Origin of the sequence: Haladaptatus sp. R4 (assembly GCF_001625445.1) — an archaeon.
Taxonomy (GTDB): domain Archaea; phylum Halobacteriota; class Halobacteria; order Halobacteriales; family Haladaptataceae; genus Haladaptatus.
The window spans coordinates 526,746-546,867 of sequence record NZ_LWHG01000011.1; the positions used below are offsets into that span (position 1 = coordinate 526,746).

A 20,122-nucleotide genomic window follows, 5' to 3' on the forward strand; every position below is an offset into this window, starting at 1 on the left:
TTCGTCCACACTACGGAACGAATAGGTATAAACCCCTAGACGACCGCACCCGACTGCAGGATAGCGATCAGAACGGTCAGAACGGGGACACTGAGTAACGTGCTGACAAAAATTGCGGTGCTCACGTACTCCGGCCCGGTGATTCCGCTCGCCCCTCGATTGTACTCGATAGTGAGGATGAGCGGCGTCACGGCGGCGGGCATCGCGCATTCGAGGACGAACACGCGTGCGACGGTGACATCCTGAAACCCGAGCAGGAAGACGATACCGACGGCCAGCGCCGGAGCGACGACCAGTTTCAGGGCGTTCGATACCCCGACACGCGCGATGGCCGCCCCCGAATCCGTGTTCGCCAACTGGATGCCGAGCATGAGCAGCATGACGGGAATCGCGGCGTTGCCGGTCAGGTTCAGCGTACTCATCACCGCGGAGTCGGTCGGCGGAACGAGACCCAGAAACCGAACCAACCCCGCCGCGAGCACGGCGTACACGAGCGGCAGTTTGAACACCTCGCGGAGCGCGGCGAGGCTCGACGTTTCGTCACCGCGCGAGGCGACGTAGACGCCGAGCGTGTAGGTGAGCACCGACTGCATCGCGATGTAGAGGATGGCGGTGCTCCGTCCGACATCGTGAAACGCGAACTGCGAGAGGGGGATTCCGTAGTTTCCCGCGTTGGGAAACGCGCTCGTCAGAACCAGTGCACCGAGGACGGGTTCGGTCTCGCCGAGTGCGCGGCCGACGAGTTCCGCCACGACGACCATTCCGACCGTGAAGACGAGGACGCCGGCGGCGAGCGTTGCGACCGTCCCCCCGTCGAGCGACGATGTCGTGAGACTGTAGAAGACCAACGCGGGGTTCAACACGTAAATCGTGACGGTACCCAAGGCGCTAACTTCGATATCGCGGACGGTTCCGAGGAGAAAGCCGACGGCCGCAACCGCGAGAACGGGAAGAATCGCATTCGTCAACGCTGAGAGGAGTGACACTGGTCGAACGGAAACAGTCCGGGACTACAAAAGCGTCGAAGGAGGAAAAGGGGGGAGGGGAAGCGTGTGGCAGATCCGCGGGACAGCTGCGGCATCCCAGGGGGACCGGGGGCTTCGGTGGCTGCTGGGGATCGAGTTTCGGTTCGGGGATTCAGGGATGGGGTGTGACAGTCGTGGTTTGGTGGGGGGAGGGTGGTGGTTCGAGTCGGGGTCGTCAGGGATTGCTTGGGTGTTGGGGGCGGGTGTTCGGGTTGTCAGGGGTCGCTTGGGGGTTCGGAGGTGGGTGACTCGGGCGCGGGGACTTCAGGAGCACACGGGGGACGTGAGCCGAAGTTACGCACGAGCGATACGCCACGTCGTCGCACTCGTGTACGACCACTTCTCGACTTCGAGTTCGGAGCAGTCGGTCAGTTTCACCATCAGCGCGCCTATCTCCTTCGCGGAGAGGCCGACTTCGTCGGCGATGAACTTGCTCTTGAAGTAGAGCTCTCCATCGCTCGCTTTCTCGCACAGGTACTGCTTGAGGCGGGCTTCTTTGGATTCCGGTTCAGGGCTTTCGGTGGCGGCTTGTGTAGCGCTCATGTGCTGACTCCAGTTTCTCCATAGACCGGGGATATGTTATAAAGGAAGGAAGCTTAGGGTAGTTTCGGGAATCTTCAGGTGAATTGAACACAAAGTGTCGTGAACACGGGTAAAAACGACATTTTATAACGACTCTAGAATCGGTTTAATAGTTTACAAACACCTCTCGTCTTTTATTCCGGTAGTAGTATGGAAACAACTCAACTCGCCCAAAATGGGCAGATTATCGACTAATCTCGTCCCGTTATCGGTCGTGAACCCAGAACTGCTCGTCGAGCGTCACCTCTTTTTTGAATATCGGGACCTCCGCTTTCAGACGGTCGATACCGTCTTCGACGGTTCGGAACGCCTCTCCGCGGTGGCCCGCCAGCACGACGACGAAGACGATGTCCTCGCCGTAGTCGATTCGGCCGGTTCGATGGTGCATGAGGACACTGAAAACTCCTTCACGCGCTTCGAGGTCGGAACGAATCGCGTCCAGTTTCTCCTGGGCGACACCGTCGTACATCTCGAAGTCGAGGAATTCGGTCGGCGAATCGTCGTCCGAGTCCTTCGCCCTGACACGGCCGGTAAACGTGGCAATCGCGCCCGACCGTTCGGCTTCGGGGTCACGTTTCACCCGCGCGACCAGCGATTCGAGCGTCTCGTGTGGTTCTGTCGCTTCGAGCGCAGTCACGACCGCCTCGATGTCGAGCGCATCGGGACTCGCCGCTCGCGTGAGGACCTCGCCGGAGCAGTCCGCGTCACCGAGAACGATCCGTGGGATGTCGGCATCCGGAAATCCGACCACGACGGCGTACTCGTGGGCCGGAGCGAGCAAGTCGAGAACGTCGGCCACCGATTTATTTTGTCCGCGTGCGCGCCAGCCGTCGCCGAGTTCGAACGCCGTTTCGGCGGCAGCATCGAACGAGGCCGCCGAACCGGACGGGGCGGGAGCGCCCGACGCGTCCGGCTCACGACGAACGGTTCCAACCGTGCCCGATTCCCCGAACCGATCGGTGAGTCGGTCGGCGACGGTCTCCGCACCCTCGCCGGTGACTCCCACTACGTACATGGACGTATTGCAGGGGGCGAGGCGCTTTTAGCCTTCGGTCGGAAGTTGAGAACGCTTAAGGCCGCGTCCGGGTAAGTCGGCTGTAGTATGAAGGTGGTCGTTTCTATCGGCGGTAGTGTGCTCGCTCCTGATCTGGAATCCCAGCGAGTGCGCGGACACGCCGAAGTCATCGAATCGCTCGCAACGGAGGGATGTGAAATCGGTGCGGTCGTCGGCGGCGGCGGTGTCGCCCGCGACTACATCGGTACCGCACGCAACCTCGGCGCGAACGAAATCGAATTGGACGATATCGGTATCGACGTGACGCGGTTGAACGCCCGACTGCTCATCGCGGCACTCGGCGAACGCGCCGCCCCGAGCCCGGCGGAAACGTACGAAGAAGCGGGAACCGCGATGCACCGCGGTGACATCGCCGTCATGGGTGGCGTGATGCCCGGCCAGACGACGGACGCCGTGAGCGCGGCACTGGCCGAGTACACCAACGCCGACCTGCTCGTTTATGCGACGAGCGTGAACGGTGTGTACAGCGATGATCCCAACGAAGTGGAAGACGCGACGAAGTACGACGAACTCTCGGCGAGCGAACTCGTGGACATCGTCACCGACCTCGAAATGACCGCGGGTAGCTCCGCACCAGTGGACTTCGTGGCCGCGAAACTCATCGGACGCTCGGGCGTCAGAACCATCGTCCTCGACGGAACGGAACCGCAACGCATCGCGGACGCCGTCCTCGACGGGAAGCACACTGGAACCGACATCATTCCCGAGGGCGCGGACGACGAGATGACCTACTGGGTACAAGAATGAGCGCGGGAACGGCACCGATGGATGAGCGGGACGAATCGGCGTCGGAAAACCACCACGCATTCTGGGCCGACGAAGTCGCCGACCGAATCGAGGCGCGGGACCCCGACGACCCCATCGTCATCAAGGGCGGAATATCGCCGTCCGGCGTTCCGCACCTCGGCAACGTCAACGAAATCATGCGCGGCTACTTCGTCGCCGAAGTCCTCCGCGACAGGGGACACGAGGTTCGACAGGTCTTCACCGCGGACGACCGCGACCCGCTTCGAAAGCTCCCCCGAAAACTGGCCGACTTGGACGGCAACATCGTGGAACTGGGCGATGTGAACGCGGGGGCGCTCGGACGGAACCTCGGCAAACCGTACACCGACATCCCGGACCCGTTCGACTGCTGTGACTCCTACGGGGAGCACTTCTCGAACCTCATCCAACAGAGCGCGGACCTGCTGGGCGTTCCCATCGACGTGGTGTCGAACACCGAGATGTACAAATCCGGCGAACTGGAGGACGTGACCCGCGAACTTCTCGAAAATTCGGAGAAAGCCCGCGAGGTGCTCGCGGAGTACCAGGACAAGGTGGACGGCGAATACATCCCGTTCAACCCCATCTGCGAGGAGTGCGGAAAGGTGACCGAGACGGTCACCGACTTCGACGTCGATGCGGGAACCGTCGAATACGTCTGCACGGACCTGAAGGCGGGCGACAACGTCATCGACGGCTGTGGTCACGAAGGGACGGCGACCCTCCGCGAGGGGAAACTCCCGTGGCGCTTCGAGTGGCCCGCCCAGTGGAAGACGCTCGGCGTGGACTTCGAACCGTTCGGCAAGGACCACGCGGAAGGGTCGTGGCCGAGCGGTGAGGACATCGCCCGGAACGTGATGGAGTTCGAACCGCCGGTGCCGATGACCTACGAGTGGTTCACGCTCAACGGCAAGCCGTTTTCCTCTTCCGAGGGGAACATCGTGCTCGTCGCGGAAGTGCTGGAACTGCTCGAACCGGAAGTGTTGCGCTACTTCTTCACCAAGGACCCGAGCAAGGCGCGGGACTTCGACATCGACCGTCTCGACCTGCTCGTGGACGAGTTCGACCGCTTCGAACGGATCTACTTCGGCGAGGAGGATGCCGACGAACGCGAGCGGACGCTCGCCGAACGGGTGTACCCGATGGTCGTCGACGAACCGCAGCAGGAACGGATTCGGATTCCGTACACCTTCGCCGCCATCCTGGGTATGACGGACGACCCCGAACTCCGCGAGGAAATCGCGCGGCGTGAAGGGCACATCTCCGACGACGCGCCGGACTGGGCGGTCGAAGATGCGCTCGGACGCGTCGAACGCGCACAGGCGTGGGCGCGACGCACGGGGAACGAGTACGATTACGACCTGAAGCGGACCGAGATGCCGGACGTGGATATCGACGCCGAGACGGACGCCGCGCTCGCTGAACTCGCCGACTTCATCGAGGAGGGCCACGACGGCGAGGAAGTGCAGGGCGAAATCTACGAAACGGCGAAACGCCACGATATCGACATCGGCGATTTCTTCAGCACCGGCTACGGGTTGTTCTTCGGCGAGGAGCAGGGACCGAAACTCGGCCCGTTCCTCTCGAACTTGGACGAGGAGTTCGTTCTCTGCCGTTTGCGGCGGGAAGGGTAAATGCCAACAGAGTTAAGTTGATTGGCAAGTAGTTCCCAACTGCGTCCTTCTAGCAAGGACATAACAAAGTACTTCCCAGTAGTACGGAAGGATGTACAGTCGGAATGGCGATTAATCACGTCAACGACTAAACCGATATATTACCATGGCCCTGATAGAACTAAATCTAGAGAAGCCAGCGTTGAAGCGAACCGAACTCGTCAAAGAATCCGAAGTCGAGACGACCGAGGAACCGGAGACGGAAACGGAAACGGAAGCGTCCGAAGCGGAAATCGAGGAAACGGAAGTCGAGGAGACGAAGGGACGCGGAAAAGCGCGAACCTTCGTCCGTCGTGCGGCAGTCCTCGGCGGTACCGCCGCCGGACTCGCCGCCGCCCGTAAACTCCAGCAGAAGCGGGCTGGCAAGGGAGACGACGTCGAGGACTTCGAGGAAGACTGGCAGACTGCGGAATAAGTTCCGTAGTTACCGACTTCGCCCGACGTTTCGCACTTTTTTCACGTCCGTTCCCAAACGCCTTTGAGCGCCGCGGTCCTTCGTTCCGTCAATGAATACGTTCGTCTGGGTCCTCGTCGGCCTGTTCATCTATTGGGTGGCCCTCATCGGACTACGGGACAGGGGTCTACTCCCCTCCTATATTGGCACTCAGGGACCGGTTTTAACCCTCCACACGCAGAAAGGAAAGGAACTCATCGAACGACTCGCGCGACCGAAACGGTTCTGGCGGGCGTGGGGGAACTTCGGCTTGGGAATCGCACTCGTCGTGATGGTCGGGACGTTCCTCCTGCTCGTCGTTCAAGCGATCATCGTCGTTCAGAACCCGCCCGAACCGACGGCAGTGACGCAACCCCGGAACGTGCTCGTCATTCCGGGGGTCAACCAGTTCCTGCCGCTGTCGGTCGCTCCCGAGATACTGCTCGGTCTGCTCATCGGGTTGGTCGTCCACGAGGGCGGCCACGGCATCTTCTGCCGCGTCGAGGACATCGAAATCCGGTCGATGGGATTGGCGCTCCTCGCGTTCCTCCCGGTCGGGGCGTTCGTCGAACCCGACGAGGAAAGCAGGAGAGACGCCGACAGGGGGAGCCAAAGCCGGATGTTCGCCGCCGGTGTGACGAACAATTTCGCCATCACAGTCATCGCATTCTTGCTGCTGTTCGGTCCGGTGATGGGGGCGATTTCGGTCGCGTCGGGCGCGGCGGTCGGCGGGGTGTTCCCCGGGTCCGCGGCGGACAACGCGAACCTCCAGCGCGGTGATCGAATCGTCGCCGTCGAGGGTGCAAACGTGACGAGCAACGGCGACCTGCACGACAAACTCGCGAGCATCCAAGGTCGGTCGGTGGACGTGACGGTGAACCGGGACGGAAAGGAGCACCAGACGACCATTCAACGCTCCCTACTCATCACGGGAGTTGCACAGGACTCCCCGTTCGCATCGGGGGTCGAGAAAGGTGAGAGCATCTCCAAAGCCAACGGCACGTCCGTCTACACCGAGAAAGCGTTGGACCGGGAACTCGGCGGGAAGAAGGTCACCACGATGACCGTGAACGGGTCGAAAGTGAGCGGTCCCATCGGCGGTCTTTCGACCCTCCAAGACGGTCCCCTCAGCAGTCAGACGAACCTGAACGTCGGCGATTCCGTCGTCATCACGGCTATCGACGGGGAGCGTATCACCAACAGTACCGACTTGAGTTCGACGCTCGACGGGTACGACGTCGGGCAGACGGCGACCGTCGAAGCCTACGTGAACGACAGTGGCAGGTACACTCAGCACACCTACGACGTGACGCTCAAGGACAACGGCGACGGGAAGGCCATCGTCGGCATCCTCGTCTCGCCGGGCGTGTCCGGTATTTCGACGAGTAGCTTCGGAACACAACTCTACCCGGCAGGGGTCTTCCACGACCTCATGGGTGGACAGTTCATCTCGATGTTCGGCGGCGGTTCGGGTGGCCCGGTGACGACGTTCCTGTTCGGCATCGTCGGAACGCTGTTGCTCCCGTTCGCCAGCCTTTCGATGCCGGTCGGTTACAACTTCGCAGGCTTCGTCGGATGGAACAGCAACTTCTACGCCGTGCAGGGTCCGCTATCGTCCTTCGGCGGCGGTGTCTTCCTGCTGGCTAACGTGTTGTTCTGGACTGGATGGATAAACCTCAATCTCGGGTTCTTCAACTGCATTCCGGCGTTCCCGCTCGACGGCGGGCACATCCTCCGCATGGGTGCCGAGGCCATCGTTTCCAGGCTCCCGACCGATCAGGGGCGGCAGGTCACCACGATGATAACGACAACCGTCGGGCTGGTCATGCTGGTGAGCCTCGTGCTCATGGTGTTCGGACCGCGTCTGCTGTCCTGAAGCGCGAAAATAAATTTTCGACCGTTAACCGATCGTCACTCGTCGAGTCCCATCCGTTCTTTGAACTCCTCGGGCGTGTCGGGAATGCGTTCGAAGTCGCCGAAGTCACGTTCGTGGTGGCGAATTATCTGCTCGACGATCCACGCGCTGAAGGTCTCGTCGAACCGCCACTCCCCGTCCGGGCTCTCGACTTCGAAGCGCTCGTCGGTGGCGAAGGAGACGTAGACGTGGTAGAAGCCGAGGATCACGTCCGCAAACTCGTGGGCTTTCGTGCCGCTTTCCACGCGTTTCTCTCCGAGTTCCTCGCGTCCCGCGTCGGTCAGCTTGAAATATTTCCGGTCCGGTTCGTCCTCACGCTCGATTCGTTCGGTCCATCCCTTGTCCTCGAATTTATAAAGGATGGGGTACACCGACCCGTAGGACGGTTCCCAGTGGCCGCCACTTATCTCGCGTATCTCTTTCAGTATCTCGTACCCGTACCGTGGTTTTTCGTCCAGAAGTTCGAGCACGAGGTACGATATCAGGCCTTTCGGCGGGCCACTTTTCCGCATCGGATGGGGATTTAAGTCCAGATTTTGAAAGGCTTTCGGTCGGGGCGACACCGGCCGGCGTAACCTAAACCGCTGGATGGACTGAACACAGGTGAAACTCAAAAGTTCCTTGTCCGGTCGTTCCCAACTTCCACGTATGCCGAGAAAAGTACCGCCGACCCGCGAGGGGTGGTATGCGCTTCACGACTTCCGAACCATCGACTGGGATGCGTGGCGAGACGCGCCGGAGCGGACCCGCGACGCTGCGCTGGCCGACGGTGTCGAATTTCTGAGCGCACACGAGGACGTGACCGACGCCGAGGACGGTTCCTCGGCCGTCTTCAGCGTCATGGGTCACGAAGCCGACCTGCTGATACTCCACTTCCGTCCGACGGTGAACGCGCTCGATACGGCCGAGCGCGCCTTCGAACGGACCGAGTTCGCGGACTTCACCGAGCGGACCGACTCCTACATGTCCGTCACCGAAGTCGGCAGTTACACCTCCGACGAGATGGTGAAAGACCCGGAGGACATCGAGGACACCGGGATGGCCCGCTACGTGGCGAGCAAACTCTATCCCGACGTTCCGGACGCCGAGTTCGTGTGTTTCTACCCGATGAGCAAACTCCGCCTGCCCGAGGCCAACTGGTACGACACACCGCACGTCGAGCGCGCCGAGATGATGGCGAGCCACGGCGAAATCGGGAAGACCTACGCCGGAAAGGTCACCCAAATCATCACCGGTAGCATCGGAATGGAGGAGTACGAGTGGGGCGTGGACCTGTTCAGCAACGATCCGACCCACATCAAGGACATCCTCTACGAGATGCGCTTCGACGAGGCGAGTTCCCGCTTCGCGGAGTTCGGCGAGTTCTCCTTCGGGCGGCGCTTCCCGCCGGAGGACCTCCCCGCATTCATGGCGGGCGAGGAAATCCCAGTGCCGGAGGATGCTCACCCGCACGGGGAAAGCCACCACGGAAGCGGCCACGCACACGGCGAGAGCGACCACGGGGAAACCAGCGAGGCCGATAGCCCACACGGAACCGGCGAAGAAGAAGCCGAGGGCATCCGCGGAGAACTCGAAGACCTCGACATCTACGCCGGACAGCCACACGGCGAGGACGTGTACTCCATCGTCCTGTACTCCGAGGCCGACGTGGACGAACTGTTCGAGGAGGTCACCGGACTCCGAGAGAGCTTCGACCACTACGACACGCACGTCAAGACGGCGGTGTACGAGGGCAACGAGCGGGCGGCCGTCGTGAGTATCTGGGACACCCAGAGCGCGGCCGAGACGGCGGGCGGCTTCCTCTCGGATCTGCCCGGAATCGTCGCACGTGCAGGTGAACGTGGCAGTGGCCACGCAGGTGAGGAGAGCGGCTTCGGTACGATGGGGATGTTCTACACCGTCAAGCCCGAACACCGCGAGGACTTCGTGGAGAAGTTCGGAGCGGTCGGCGACGCGCTCGCCGACATGGAGGGCCACTTCGACTCCGAACTGCTGGCCAACCACGAGGACGAGAACGATATGTTCATCTCCAGCCAGTGGCGCTCGAAGGACGACGCCATGGACTTCTTCCGTAGCGACGCCTTCCGCGACACGGTGAGTTGGGGCCGGGACATCCTGGCTGACCGACCGCGACACGTCTTCCTGGCGTAACACGGCGGCTAAGCACGATGGAATCGACTTTTCTCTAATTACGACGACGGGAGACATCGTCCACGAACATTCCGAACAGAAGTGTTTGGTCGAGATGAAAGAGCAGCGACTGCAAGGAAAACTCCGAGGCCCACGCTGCTAGTTGAATAATTGAACAACTATTCAACTATTTGTCTGCCGCAAATTGGCAGGGACGTCCGGAGCCTATTCCGGTTGCCAAAGTTACTAGAAAACCAACCCCCCAAAAGCGACTCGCCGTAACTCGATTGTTGGCCACAAAGAATGTGGCGTCGTCATCTAAACCCAAGCCAAGAACTGGCGAGACAAGAGCGGGCACTCGCCGCCGCAACCAAAACCCCCTTGCCTACGGAAGAGTTACTAACCTATAAGAAAATCGAGAGTGAAATAAGCTATGACAAAGCGACACGTTACCCTCCCCGAGTCCGCGGAAGCGGGCGTACGCGGGTTTATCGATGAAGTAGACGAGCGACTCGCAAGCGACGAGGATACGTGCCAGGTCGTAAAGGAGGTGCTCATCGACCTGCACGGTGACCGCGACGCCTACGAGGCGTGGCAGAGCGGCGAGCCGGTGTCGAACGCCGAGCGCGTCCGACTCCAGAGCTACGATCCGTGTAACTCCACGCTGGAGAGCGAATACTACGCCGAGAAGGACGAGGAGAAGTTCCGCCGGTCGAAACACCTCCAATGGCTCTGGCGGCAGTTCGACGCGACGCCGATGGCGGACAACGTCGAGTTCGCCCTGCGATTCCGCCAGATGATGGCGAACCACCTCTTCGAGGATGCGGGCGACGACCTCCGTATCTTCAAGGGCGTCACGATGACGTACGGCCACAACATCACGGTCGGCGACAACACGGTCATTCACGACGACGTTCACCTCGACGACCGCGGCAAGTTGACGATCGGGAACCGTTGTTCGATCAGCGACGGCGTGCACATCTACAGTCACGATCACGACATCATCGACCAGACGGACGTGACGAACTTCCACACCGTCATCGGGGACGACGCGCGCGTGACCTACGACGCGATGGTGCGCGCGGGCGTGAAAATCGGCGAGGACTCCGTGGTCGGTGCGCGGGCGGTCGTCCAGAGCGACGTGCCTGCCCATCATATCGCCGTCGGCATGCCAGCCAAAAGCATCAAGATCAAGCCCGGCTACGAGGACGAGGCCGCTCCGTTGGACGACGTTCCACCGACGGAGAAGGAATCACGCCGTATCGACGACGAACTACCCGACAACCTCGAACAGTTCGACGAGTTCCGGCGTACCCCCTCTTCGTCGGAGTAACCCGGACCGTTTTTCTCCTGTCAATCCGTGGTGGAGAGCATGCGACGTCGTACGTACCTTCGATCGATCGCGCTCGGCATTACTGGATTTGCCGGGTGTACGGACTCCCCTGGAAGTTCCCATCGGACGACGGCCAAGGGGGAACCCGGCGTGCGCGTCGAGACGGTTGCGATGAACCTCGAAGTTCCGTGGGGTGCCGATTTCGCCCCCAACGGCGATCTCTATTTCACCGAGCGACCGGGACGAATTCGCCGGATTCGAAAGAACAAAAACGAGATCATCGCCGACGTGACCGACCGCATCGCGAACGTCGGCGAGGGTGGATTGCTCGGATTGACCTTCCATCCGAAAAACGAGAATTTGGCCTACACCTATCAAACATACGAGAAGGGTGGTGACCTGCAAAACCGCGTCGTCCGGCATCGCGTCAGCGACGGATTCGAACGGGAGTCGGTCATCCTGGACGGGATTCCGGCGGCGTCCAACCACGACGGCGGGCGACTGCTGATTCACGACGGCGCGCTGTTCGTAACTACCGGCGATGCTGGGGTCGGGAAACGGGCACAGGACACGGATTCGTTGGCCGGGAAAGTCCTCAGGTTGACGCTGGACGGAAAGCCGCATCCCGACAACCCGTTCGACAACGAAGTGTTCACGTACGGGCACCGAAACCCGGAAGGATTGGCGTTCGACGGCGGAACCCTGTTCAGTACGGAACACGGACCGGACGAAAACGACGAGATCAACGTCCTCGAAGCGGGGAAGAACTACGGATGGCCCGACGTCACCGGGAAGAGCGAGAACGAGGGGTATACCGATCCGATCGCGACGTACACGCCCACGATTGCGCCCGGCGGAGCGGCCTTTTACGACGGACCGATTTCGCAGTGGAGCGGCGACTTCTTCTTCGGCGCGCTCGTCGGAACGCATCTCCACCGGGTGCGACTCGACGGTGAAAACGTCGTCGAGCAGGAACGCCTGCTCGTCAACGAGTACGGCCGCCTTCGGACGACGTTCACCGGCCCGGACGGGCATCTCTACGCGACGACGAGCAATCGGGACGGACGTGCGGAAGGCCCCGCACCGCAGGACGACCGGATACTCAAATTCAAGCCCGCGTAGTCCCTTCGCCTTCGTCCGTTTTGGGGGGTGTCGCTCCCATCGTCTTCGCATCCCGTCAGTCAGTGCCGTTCACATGTCCATCTGCCCCGCTGACAGTTATGAATCCTGTCGTACGAAGCTACCAAGTATCATGGGAGCGTATGTCATGGTGTTCCATGAACGTCTGGGGGTGGATAGTCCTGTATGTCGTCCTGTTCGTCGGGCTACAGCTGCTCATCTACCGATATCTTCGGAGCGACGACGATGCGGCGCTGCTCGCATCGACGCCGTCCGGGTCGGATGGGCACGTGCCCGACGACATCCGACGGGAACGTATCCTCGAAGAGTTTAGCGAGGCGGAGACGAACTCCGACATGCGCGTGTGCCCGCACTGTGGGACCGAAAACGGCGTCGGATACACGTTCTGCCGCGAGTGCGTCGGCCCACTCGGCGTGTGGTAGCTGTCGAAGGGGGTAGCTACCAAAGGGGGTAGCCACGCTTTTCTCGTTCCCGTCCCCAGCGTGAGCTATGCCCCGTGCCGTCGCCATCAACGTCGCCGCCAACACCAACCAGCCCGGCGTTCGCGGCCCGATCTTTCCGGACGGGCGGTTCGAATACCTCCCGATTCCCGAATCCGAACCGACGAACCGGTCGGTACCGACCTACGCGGACCTCGACCCGTCGGTCGAACTGCCGGACGGAGCCGAAACCCTTCCCGTCCACCTCGACCCTGAATTCGCGGAGTACCCGTGCTGTGAGCGCTACACCTACGGCGACCCGTTCGGCGTGAAAGCCCGGCCGCTGTTGGAACTGGATCGCGGCGATTACGTCTTCTTCTACGCCACGCTCTCGACCGTCGGAGAACCGGCCCGCGACTGGATTTCACCGCGATGGGGTGCGTACATCATCGGCCAGTTTCGATTGGCGCGGGACCCTATTGCGGGGTCGGAGTTCGCGGGATTGGATTCGGAAGAACAGCGAGCTTTCGAGAACAACGCCCACCTCAAACGGGAGGAGTTCGACGCGGAAGTGCTGGTGGAAGGTGCTCCGGACGAATCGGGACTGTACGAAACGGCGGTTCCGTTGAGTAGTCCCGAGAAAGGGTCGAAAGCGAACAGGCTGGTCACGGAGTTATCGAGTGACTCGGGGAAGGGACCGTGGTGGCGGCGGCCGATGAAGTTCGACGGTGACGGGATTCGGGAAATTTCGGAATTTGGAGAGTGACTCCGCTCGTCACCTTCGTTCCTCGCAGAATGCACCGACCGGGAGGAACTGGACGAGACGACCTCGCTGCGCTCGGCTGCGACTCGCGTGCTCAACACCCGCCGGGTACATCGCTCGTCACGTTCGTTCCTCGCAGAATGCACCGACCGGGAGTTGAACCCGGGCTATAAGCTTGGGAAGCTTATGTCCTGCCACTAGACCACCGGTGCATGGCGCTCACTTCGTTCCCACCATGCACGTGATTTGCAAATCCTTCGGATTTGCTCACTACCGTTGGATGAAATCCAACGGCGTGCGCGATCCGTTGGATCGCGCACCACCGGTGCACTCAACCCGAATAAGCTCAGGCGAACGAGAGCGAGCAGTCGTGTGCTTTCCACTTCATTCCGATTCCACTTCAACGTAGCGTTTCGGACGTTCGTCCAGAAATACGACGAAGAGGGGAGGTTTTAGTCATCAGCGTTCCTACAGGCGTACATGATAGATCTCGAACTCTCGACGGAAGAACTCGACGCACACCGTGATCACATCGTGTCGTTCATTCGTGAGACGGTGGCCGACGCGGGGACGGATTCGGCGGTTCTCGGCCTCTCCGGCGGTATCGACAGCACGCTGACGGCGTACCTCGCCGTGGAGGCACTGGGCACCGAGAACGTCCACGGTCTCGTCATGCCCGGCGCTGTGAGTCGGGAGGACAACATGAGCGACGCGGAGTGGGTGGCGTCGGACCTCGAAATCACCTACGACGTGTTCGAAATCAACCCAATCGTGGACACGTTCTTGGACGCCTACTCGGAAGCGGAGGGTGACCACATGGCGGTGGGCAACGCCCGCGCCCGAACCCGCGCGGTGATGAACTACCTCGTCGCCAATCACGAGGGATCGGTCGTCCTCGGCACCGGCAACCGCACCGAGGCGCTCGTCGGCTACTTCACGAAGTACGGCGACGGCGCGGTGGACTGTCACCCCATCGGCAACCTCTACAAACAACAGGTTCGACAGCTCGCCGTCCACGTCGGCGTTCCGGACAGACTCGCCGAAAAGGAAGCGACGGCGGGACTGTGGGCGGGCCAGACCGACGAGGAAGAGTTGGGTATCGATTACGACACGCTGGACGCGATTCTGGCGCTCCACGTCGATGGACCCCTGTCCGCGTCGGCGACGGCGCGGCAGGTCGACGGCGCGTCGGCCGAAGACGTCCGACGGATCGACGAGATGTACCGGCTGAGCGAGCACAAACGCGCCGTGCCGCAATCTCCCGAATCGTTGTAAGTTCCGATTGACTCTCGGTCGATTCTCAAAAGTACGAGAGAGAAAGAAGTGGTGCCGAATATCCCCGTAGAAGTACAGCGGCGAGAATTCGAGTGTTATCGTTGGTAGTAGATTTCAACGAGCTTGAAAACTGCCCAGATAGTAATGAAAATGAAGCTGATGAAAACCACACTCATCTAAAGGAGTGGCAGCGGCCGGGCGACCCCAAAGAGGTCCAGCCCAAAGCTGATGAGCTTTCCAAGGGCTGCATAGATGAGTGGACCAATCACGATTAGCGCGAGGAGTGACGCACCAATGACTTCGAGAACGTTCCGAGCGTAGGGCTTTTTGAGTGACTGAACAACTGAATTCATAGTTACTACTACAACAGCAACGAGAATATAGATTTCTAAGATTTCTCCTCTGTATCTTAGTACGCCGGTGCGGCGATACCTCCCACTTGTTACTCACTCTGCGCCGACGATGGGCCACTGTTTTGGAGTTCACTCCCGAGGATGTCCACTTCAGCGACTACGAGGCTAAATCGACCGATTTCCGTTATGTTCTCGCTCCTACTTCCGCTCTTCCGCGATGCTATCGGCGTTCGCGGCGACGAGTTCGCCGAAGGCTTCCGCCTCGCACGCCAGTTGGACGTCGGTCGATGACCCATCGCGGACTCGTTCCTTGACGACCGAAAGCGCCGCCGGGACGTTCTCCGCGAGTTCGTCGGCGACGGCGCGCGGCGTTTCCGTGAGGCGTGAAACGAGCCCCATCCGATGGGCCGTTTCGGCCGAGAGGACGCGGCCCGAGAGCGCGATGTCGAGCGCGTCACCCATGCCGACGATTTCGGGGAGTCGGGTCGTCCCGCCCCATGCGCCGAAGATTCCGAGGCGGACGCCGGGTTCGGCGAACGTCGCGTCGAACGTCGCCACCCGAAGATCACACGCCAGCGCGAGTTCGACGCCCCCGCCGCGCGCCGGACCGTCGATTCCGGCGACGACGACGCTATCGCTCCCTTCGATGTCGTTTGCGACTCGCTGACCGTGGCTCGCGAACTCCTCCGCCGACTCCCCATCCAACGACGCGACGACGTCGAGGTCGGCCCCGGCACAGAACGCCCCACCAGCGCCGCGGAGATAGACGACCGGTTGTGTCGCTTCTCGGACCGCCGAGGAGAGCGCGTCGAGTCCGTCCGGTGTGAGCGCGTTTCGACGCTTCGGGCGGTCGATGGTCACGATTCTAATTTTCGGCTCGTCGGTGATGCGAATCATGCTGTCCAGTTGGAGACGCTTTCCAAAGGTCTTTGGCTGTCCCGTCGTAAGTTCCGACAATGGAAGAGGCCGTCCGGGCGCGCGGGGCTGCGCGCGAGGCTATCGAAGACATTACGCCAGCGCACCTCCGCGACCACATCGATGGGCTACTGCAGTCCTCGACGGTCGTTCCGGGGGTGGTGACGTTGTTAAGCGCGCGAGCCGTCGAGAGCGGTGCCAAGACGGGCGACGTCGAAGCCCGTGCCGCGGGCGTGCAACTGATCTACGAGGGATTGGGCCTCACACGCACGCTGGCACGCGACGAACCGTGGAACGGGGAGCAACCGTACATCGAGAGCAACATCGCCGTTCTGGCGGCGGACGTGATGGTCTCCCGCGGATTCTCCCTGTTGGCACGGACGGAAGCGGCCGATACGGCCGTTCGAACCGTCAAGTCGTTCGGTCGGGACCAGACCGAACGGCGGACCGAGCACGCGCTCGAAACGGACGTGTTCGAACTCGCCATGGTCGCCGGAACGACAGCGGCAGGTCACGAGGTTCCGACCGGAATCCGGCGATACGCCGAGCAACTGGCGACGTCGGTCGCCAACCGCGACTCGACCGAACTTCTGTTCGACGAGGCGGTGGATACGCTGACGAAGCTGTCAGGAAGACATCCAAACTGGTTCGATGAGACCACCTCGTCGGCCACCGATCCCTGACGCGAATCGAAACGCCTAAACCCAGTTCGGCGTGTAGAAATGAATGCCTGCGCCTGGGTAGCTTAGCGGTAAAGCGCGTCCTTGGTAAGGACGAGAGCCCGGGTTCAAATCCCGGCCTAGGCTTCTCCGATTTTTGAACCACAAGTTATGTCTTTCGTGTTATGTTTCCTCTGACTTCGTGGTTGACTACGGAACGATGCTCGGGGACGTACGTGATAACAACACGTGTTTTTAGAAACTCACGTGTCTCTCCGAAAATATAGAATACATTTCCAATTATTGGATACATAAATATATTCTTGTGGTTGTTATATGAATTATAGGAAAGGTCGTGTGACCGAGAATGATAGACGAACATGCCCAAAGACAGCAGGCGAACGTTCCTGAAGACTGTCGGACTCGCCACCGGGGCCGCGACGGTCTCCGGAACGGGAATGGTCCTCGCACAGCAGAACGACGATAGCAGCGAAAGCAGCGACGAGAGCGGAGGCGACGACACCACAGGACGCGGTGGCGGTTGGACGACCTTCCGCGGCGACTCGGCTCGCACGGGAGCGACGGACGAGAGCGGTCCGGCCCCGTACGCGACGACCGATTGGTCGATGGACATCGATGGCACGACGCGGCTGGGTAGTCGATCGACAAACGGCGTGGATCGGAGCCAGATAGAACCGGTGTTCGCCGACGGGACGATGTACCTCGGCGTGAAGACCGATACCGGAACCTACGACAGCGATGGATACGTCGTCGCGTACGATCCCGACACCGGCGGCGAACTGTGGAAGCGGACCGATATCGGCGCACCCGATACGCCGACGGTGAGCGACGGAACGCTCTACGTCACCACGGATATCGCCGGTACCGAACTCGAAAAAGAAGGTGCCCTCTACGCGCTCGATGCGAGCGACGGTTCGATACTGTGGAAACGGGACGACAAACGTCAATGGGCGAACCCAGTCGTCGCGAACGGCCACGTCTACACCGCATACGGCCGTTTCTCGAACGATTCCGGCGCGGTCGCCATCAACCCCGAGAACGGAAACACCGTCTGGGAGAACTCCGACGTCTCCACCGATGAAGTAGCCTACGCCGACGGAACGGTGTTCGCGCGGACTGGAACGGCCTTGGACGCGGACAACGGGAAGAAATTGTGGCAGCAGGAACTCTCCTCGCTGGAGGCTGTTCACGACGGAATCGTGTACGGCAGTCGTGAGCGTGACGGGGAGCCAGGCTACGACGTCCTCGCGTATTCGGCGTCCGACGGGACGAAAGAGTGGATATCGTCGTTCGATATCGAAACTAACGAGAAGTACCTCGGCAACGTCGTCGTCGGAGAGGGGATGGTGTTCGTTCTCAGCTACGATGGCGCACCGGATAACCGGAGCGACGACCATCAAAAGGTTCACGTCTTCGACGCGAAGACCGGTGAGAAAGCGTGGACGTACCGAACGCTCGCGTCCACGTACGGCGACCCCACGCTCGCCGACGGTACGCTCTATCTCGGTGGAAAATTCACTCCCGCTTCCGAACCCGACCCCGGCCCACCGGCCCACTACAAGTCGGTCGTGTACGCGTTCGACGCGGCGTCTGGCGACCGGAAGTGGACGTACGTGATGGACGACAGGAGGACTGCAAGCACGCCAGTTGCGAGGAACGGCAAACTGTACGTCACGACCTACGAACTCGACGGCATCTACGCCGACTACAACGATTCGGAACTGTTCGTTCTCGAATCCACCGACGAAGCACCGGACGCCGACCATCGCATCGCGAACGACGAGGCCGTCGATCCGAACGAACAACCGACGGCGCACATCGAGGCTTCGCCCGATTTGGATTCGTGTACGCTCGAAGCGGGTGACGAAGTCACGCTCGACGGTTCCGACTCCACCGACGATGACGGTGTCGTCAGCTACAAGTGGGACACGGACGGCGACGGGACGTTCGATGCGACCGGAGAAACCGTGACGGTGACCGTGCCGCGCTGTGGTTCGGTGGACGTCACGCTCGAAGTGAGCGATGGATACAACGCCGACAAAGCGAGCGTCACCATCTCGGCGAACTAGCACCACGCGAATTGCCGTTTTTCAGATCGTGAGTCCGAGATTTGTGGGGTAGTCACTCGGTTCCCTCCGGAATGTACCCGTGCAGGAACGACATCTTCGTGTTCGTTATCCCCTCGATAAAGTCGACTATGACGCCATCCTCCGGTTGTACGCAGTTCGTCGACGAGAACACGACGAGGGTTCCGACGGCCGTCAGTACGAGCGCGACCGGTAGCGATACTATCGAGAGGGAGATGAATCGAGACGCTATCACGGTGACCGGGATGAGGGCGAGTGGCACACGAGTCATCGTTCTGACGGTCCATCGGGAAAACGGTGTTATCCCGAATTTCCACCAGAGCACCGAGAACATGAAGAGATTGAGGATGATGTTCGAAGTCGAGGATGCGACCGCGGCCCCGACGAACCCGTAGATGGGGATCAGGAACAGGTTCATAACGAAGTTGAGGGCGAACGCGATGGCGTTGCCCGCGAGTATCAACCGTGTGTGCCCGAGCGCGGAGAGTGTCTCACGGTTTCGGCCGCCCGCCGCGTTGGTGAAGAACCCGACGGACAGAATCGCGAGGGCGAGTCCACCGCTCGCGTAGTCGGTACCGAAAAAGATCGAGATGACGTCGCTGGGAAACGTAACGAAGAGGAGAAACGCGGGAAACGTGACGAGAAACACCCATTTCGTGGTGAGCTGATATATCTTCGTTATCTCGTCCCGCTCCCCGTCCGCATCGAGCTTCGATGCGAGGGGCAGATAGAGAAACCCGAACGACGAGAGCGCGATCAGTAGGCTGTTGGCGAGCGGATAGGCCGCCGAATAGAGCCCCACTTGATGAGAGGTGGAAAAGTAGCCGAGCATGACGGTATCAGTTCGGGTGAGGAGGTCACCGAGGACCGACGAAACGACGAGCGGTGCGGAAAACGTCGTAATCTCCCTCACGTGCAGGGTGAATTCACCGAAGAGCGGGATGAGTTTATTGAGGAGGTAGTGAGCGACGAGAAAGGCGACGATGGCGCTAACCAGATACGCGTAGCCCGCCGCTTTCGCTCCGAACCCCAACGCCAACAGCGCGCCCAGCAGTAGTACTCTCCCGAACGGATAGAGGAGGTCACCGACGTACGTTTTGTAGATGGTGTTCTGGAAGCCGCGAATTCCCCCGATTCCGACGAGATAGCCGACGACGGGGGGGATGGCGAACGCGAACACCGGTATCAGGTCGCTCGCCCCTCCGTGATCGAACAGTTGTGACGCCACGAAATCCGCGTTGAAATAGAGGATTCCGGCGAACAGTACACTGACGATACCGGCGAGGAGAAATCCCGTCAACCACGCGCCCCTCATGTCGCGTTCCGTCTCGAACCGTGAGACGTAGCGCGGGATGCCCTGTCCGAGGCCGATGAGCGCGAACGTCGTTCCCAGCGCCATCGTCGTGATCGCGATGTTGATCTCGCCGTAGATATCCGGTGAGAAACTCCGCCCCAAAACGATTCGCTCGACCAGTTTCGCTATCGCCGCCACACCGGCGCCAACGAAGACGAGGCTCGCACTCGAAAGGAGCTTTTTGAGTTCACGTTCCGATCCCATG

General features: G+C 60.8%; 19 protein-coding genes and 2 tRNA genes. 14 read left to right on the forward strand and 7 right to left on the reverse strand.

Annotated features, from left to right (window positions below):
• Positions 1 to 35 precede the first annotated feature (35 nt).
• The 3 genes from A4G99_RS06330 to A4G99_RS06340 all read right to left on the reverse strand — a co-directional run bounded on the left by A4G99_RS06330 (position 36) and on the right by A4G99_RS06340 (position 2,622).
• Positions 36 to 986, reverse strand: coding sequence for an AEC family transporter (locus tag A4G99_RS06330; protein WP_066140858.1), 951 nt, complete (start codon positions 984 to 986; stop codon positions 36 to 38).
• Positions 987 to 1,319: 333 nt separating this feature from the next.
• Positions 1,320 to 1,568 (reverse strand): hypothetical protein, encoded by a 249-nt coding sequence (locus A4G99_RS06335; RefSeq protein WP_066140859.1) that lies wholly within the window; start codon positions 1,566 to 1,568, stop codon positions 1,320 to 1,322.
• Positions 1,569 to 1,812: 244 nt separating this feature from the next.
• The gene (locus A4G99_RS06340) at positions 1,813 to 2,622 is read right to left on the reverse strand and encodes a molybdopterin synthase (protein ID WP_066140862.1); all 810 of its coding nucleotides are present in this window, start codon (positions 2,620 to 2,622) and stop codon (positions 1,813 to 1,815) included.
• A gap of 87 nt (positions 2,623 to 2,709) precedes the next feature.
• On the opposite strand from A4G99_RS06340, the gene pyrH reads away from it, so the two are divergent.
• From pyrH to A4G99_RS06360, 4 genes are all read left to right on the forward strand, one after another.
• A complete protein-coding gene (gene pyrH, locus A4G99_RS06345) occupies positions 2,710 to 3,429 on the forward strand; it encodes a UMP kinase (protein WP_066140864.1) in 720 nt (239 codons plus the stop codon).
• The gene (gene lysS / locus A4G99_RS06350) at positions 3,426 to 5,081 is read left to right on the forward strand and encodes a lysine--tRNA ligase (RefSeq protein WP_066140868.1); all 1,656 of its coding nucleotides are present in this window, start codon (positions 3,426 to 3,428) and stop codon (positions 5,079 to 5,081) included. Before pyrH ends, lysS begins: the two co-directional genes overlap by 4 nt.
• 145 nt (positions 5,082 to 5,226) lie before the next feature.
• On the forward strand, positions 5,227 to 5,535 hold the full coding sequence (locus A4G99_RS06355; protein WP_066140871.1) for a hypothetical protein: 309 nt from the start codon (positions 5,227 to 5,229) through the stop codon (positions 5,533 to 5,535).
• 91 nt (positions 5,536 to 5,626) lie between these two features.
• Positions 5,627 to 7,429, forward strand: coding sequence for a site-2 protease family protein (locus tag A4G99_RS06360; protein ID WP_066140875.1), 1,803 nt, complete (start codon positions 5,627 to 5,629; stop codon positions 7,427 to 7,429).
• Positions 7,430 to 7,464: 35 nt separating this feature from the next.
• Here the strand turns inward: A4G99_RS06360 and A4G99_RS06365 are convergent, their stop codons facing one another.
• Positions 7,465 to 7,980 carry a PadR family transcriptional regulator gene (locus A4G99_RS06365; protein WP_066140878.1) on the reverse strand — a complete coding sequence of 172 codons (516 nt, stop codon included), beginning with the start codon at positions 7,978 to 7,980 and terminating at the stop codon, positions 7,465 to 7,467.
• A gap of 136 nt (positions 7,981 to 8,116) precedes the next feature.
• Between A4G99_RS06365 and A4G99_RS06370 the strand changes: the two genes are divergently transcribed.
• The 5 genes from A4G99_RS06370 (at position 8,117) to A4G99_RS06390 (ending at position 13,256) form a co-directional block, all read left to right on the forward strand.
• A complete protein-coding gene (locus tag A4G99_RS06370) occupies positions 8,117 to 9,619 on the forward strand; it encodes a heme-binding protein (protein ID WP_066140881.1) in 1,503 nt (500 codons plus the stop codon).
• A gap of 412 nt (positions 9,620 to 10,031) precedes the next feature.
• Entirely contained in the window at positions 10,032 to 10,931 is a 900-nt protein-coding gene (locus A4G99_RS06375; RefSeq protein WP_066140884.1) for an acyltransferase, read from the forward strand.
• A 39-nt stretch (positions 10,932 to 10,970) separates the two neighbouring features.
• The gene (locus A4G99_RS06380; protein ID WP_066142395.1) at positions 10,971 to 12,053 is read left to right on the forward strand and encodes a sorbosone dehydrogenase family protein; all 1,083 of its coding nucleotides are present in this window, start codon (positions 10,971 to 10,973) and stop codon (positions 12,051 to 12,053) included.
• A gap of 155 nt (positions 12,054 to 12,208) precedes the next feature.
• Positions 12,209 to 12,493, forward strand: a complete 285-nt coding sequence (locus A4G99_RS06385; protein WP_066142397.1) for a permease — start codon at positions 12,209 to 12,211, stop codon at positions 12,491 to 12,493.
• A 67-nt stretch (positions 12,494 to 12,560) separates the two neighbouring features.
• Positions 12,561 to 13,256: a hypothetical protein gene (locus tag A4G99_RS06390; protein WP_066140887.1), complete on the forward strand. Its 696-nt coding sequence runs from the start codon at positions 12,561 to 12,563 to the stop codon at positions 13,254 to 13,256.
• A gap of 138 nt (positions 13,257 to 13,394) precedes the next feature.
• Here the strand turns inward: A4G99_RS06390 and A4G99_RS06395 are convergent.
• Positions 13,395 to 13,465: transfer RNA gene (locus A4G99_RS06395), tRNA-Gly, on the reverse strand.
• Between the two features lie 268 nt (positions 13,466 to 13,733).
• Here A4G99_RS06395 and A4G99_RS06400 point away from each other — a divergent pair.
• Together A4G99_RS06400 and A4G99_RS25765 are read left to right on the forward strand one after the other, a co-directional pair.
• Positions 13,734 to 14,528: an NAD+ synthase gene (locus A4G99_RS06400; protein ID WP_066140890.1), complete on the forward strand. Its 795-nt coding sequence runs from the start codon at positions 13,734 to 13,736 to the stop codon at positions 14,526 to 14,528.
• Between the two features lie 101 nt (positions 14,529 to 14,629).
• On the forward strand, positions 14,630 to 14,803 hold the full coding sequence (locus A4G99_RS25765; protein WP_190303704.1) for a hypothetical protein: 174 nt from the start codon (positions 14,630 to 14,632) through the stop codon (positions 14,801 to 14,803).
• A gap of 276 nt (positions 14,804 to 15,079) precedes the next feature.
• Here A4G99_RS25765 and A4G99_RS06405 read toward each other — a convergent pair whose 3' ends face one another.
• Positions 15,080 to 15,778 (reverse strand): enoyl-CoA hydratase/isomerase family protein, encoded by a 699-nt coding sequence (locus A4G99_RS06405; protein WP_066140893.1) that lies wholly within the window; start codon positions 15,776 to 15,778, stop codon positions 15,080 to 15,082.
• Between the two features lie 59 nt (positions 15,779 to 15,837).
• On the opposite strand from A4G99_RS06405, the gene A4G99_RS06410 reads away from it, so the two are divergent.
• From A4G99_RS06410 to A4G99_RS06420, 3 genes are all read left to right on the forward strand, one after another.
• Positions 15,838 to 16,479, forward strand: coding sequence for a hypothetical protein (locus A4G99_RS06410; protein ID WP_066140896.1), 642 nt, complete (start codon positions 15,838 to 15,840; stop codon positions 16,477 to 16,479).
• Between the two features lie 51 nt (positions 16,480 to 16,530).
• Positions 16,531 to 16,602 (forward strand) — tRNA-Thr (locus A4G99_RS06415).
• Between the two features lie 233 nt (positions 16,603 to 16,835).
• Entirely contained in the window at positions 16,836 to 18,545 is a 1,710-nt protein-coding gene (locus A4G99_RS06420; RefSeq protein ID WP_066140899.1) for a PQQ-binding-like beta-propeller repeat protein, read from the forward strand.
• Positions 18,546 to 18,597: 52 nt separating this feature from the next.
• Here the strand turns inward: A4G99_RS06420 and A4G99_RS06425 are convergent, their stop codons facing one another.
• Positions 18,598 to 20,121, reverse strand: a complete 1,524-nt coding sequence (locus tag A4G99_RS06425; RefSeq protein ID WP_066140901.1) for a flippase — start codon at positions 20,119 to 20,121, stop codon at positions 18,598 to 18,600.
• Position 20,122 lies beyond the last annotated feature (1 nt).

Bases quoted from the DNA above. Each gene is read 5' to 3' on its own strand.
- A4G99_RS06405 (WP_066140893.1), bottom strand. From the start codon at position 15,778: ATGATTCGCATCACCGACGAGCCGAAAATTAGAATCGTGACCATCGAC.
- A4G99_RS06365 (WP_066140878.1), bottom strand. From the start codon at position 7,980: ATGCGGAAAAGTGGCCCGCCGAAAGGCCTGATATCGTACCTCGTGCTC.
- pyrH (WP_066140864.1), top strand. From the start codon at position 2,710: ATGAAGGTGGTCGTTTCTATCGGCGGTAGTGTGCTCGCTCCTGATCTG.
- A4G99_RS06380 (WP_066142395.1), top strand. From the start codon at position 10,971: ATGCGACGTCGTACGTACCTTCGATCGATCGCGCTCGGCATTACTGGA.
- A4G99_RS06340 (WP_066140862.1), bottom strand. From the start codon at position 2,622: ATGTACGTAGTGGGAGTCACCGGCGAGGGTGCGGAGACCGTCGCCGAC.
- A4G99_RS06390 (WP_066140887.1), top strand. From the start codon at position 12,561: ATGCCCCGTGCCGTCGCCATCAACGTCGCCGCCAACACCAACCAGCCC.
- A4G99_RS06355 (WP_066140871.1), top strand. From the start codon at position 5,227: ATGGCCCTGATAGAACTAAATCTAGAGAAGCCAGCGTTGAAGCGAACC.
- A4G99_RS06360 (WP_066140875.1), top strand. From the start codon at position 5,627: ATGAATACGTTCGTCTGGGTCCTCGTCGGCCTGTTCATCTATTGGGTG.
- A4G99_RS06385 (WP_066142397.1), top strand. From the start codon at position 12,209: ATGAACGTCTGGGGGTGGATAGTCCTGTATGTCGTCCTGTTCGTCGGG.
- A4G99_RS06400 (WP_066140890.1), top strand. From the start codon at position 13,734: ATGATAGATCTCGAACTCTCGACGGAAGAACTCGACGCACACCGTGAT.
- A4G99_RS06420 (WP_066140899.1), top strand. From the start codon at position 16,836: ATGCCCAAAGACAGCAGGCGAACGTTCCTGAAGACTGTCGGACTCGCC.
- A4G99_RS06370 (WP_066140881.1), top strand. From the start codon at position 8,117: ATGCCGAGAAAAGTACCGCCGACCCGCGAGGGGTGGTATGCGCTTCAC.
- A4G99_RS06335 (WP_066140859.1), bottom strand. From the start codon at position 1,568: ATGAGCGCTACACAAGCCGCCACCGAAAGCCCTGAACCGGAATCCAAA.
- A4G99_RS06375 (WP_066140884.1), top strand. From the start codon at position 10,032: ATGACAAAGCGACACGTTACCCTCCCCGAGTCCGCGGAAGCGGGCGTA.
- lysS (WP_066140868.1), top strand. From the start codon at position 3,426: ATGAGCGCGGGAACGGCACCGATGGATGAGCGGGACGAATCGGCGTCG.
- A4G99_RS06410 (WP_066140896.1), top strand. From the start codon at position 15,838: ATGGAAGAGGCCGTCCGGGCGCGCGGGGCTGCGCGCGAGGCTATCGAA.
- A4G99_RS06425 (WP_066140901.1), bottom strand. From the start codon at position 20,121: ATGGGATCGGAACGTGAACTCAAAAAGCTCCTTTCGAGTGCGAGCCTC.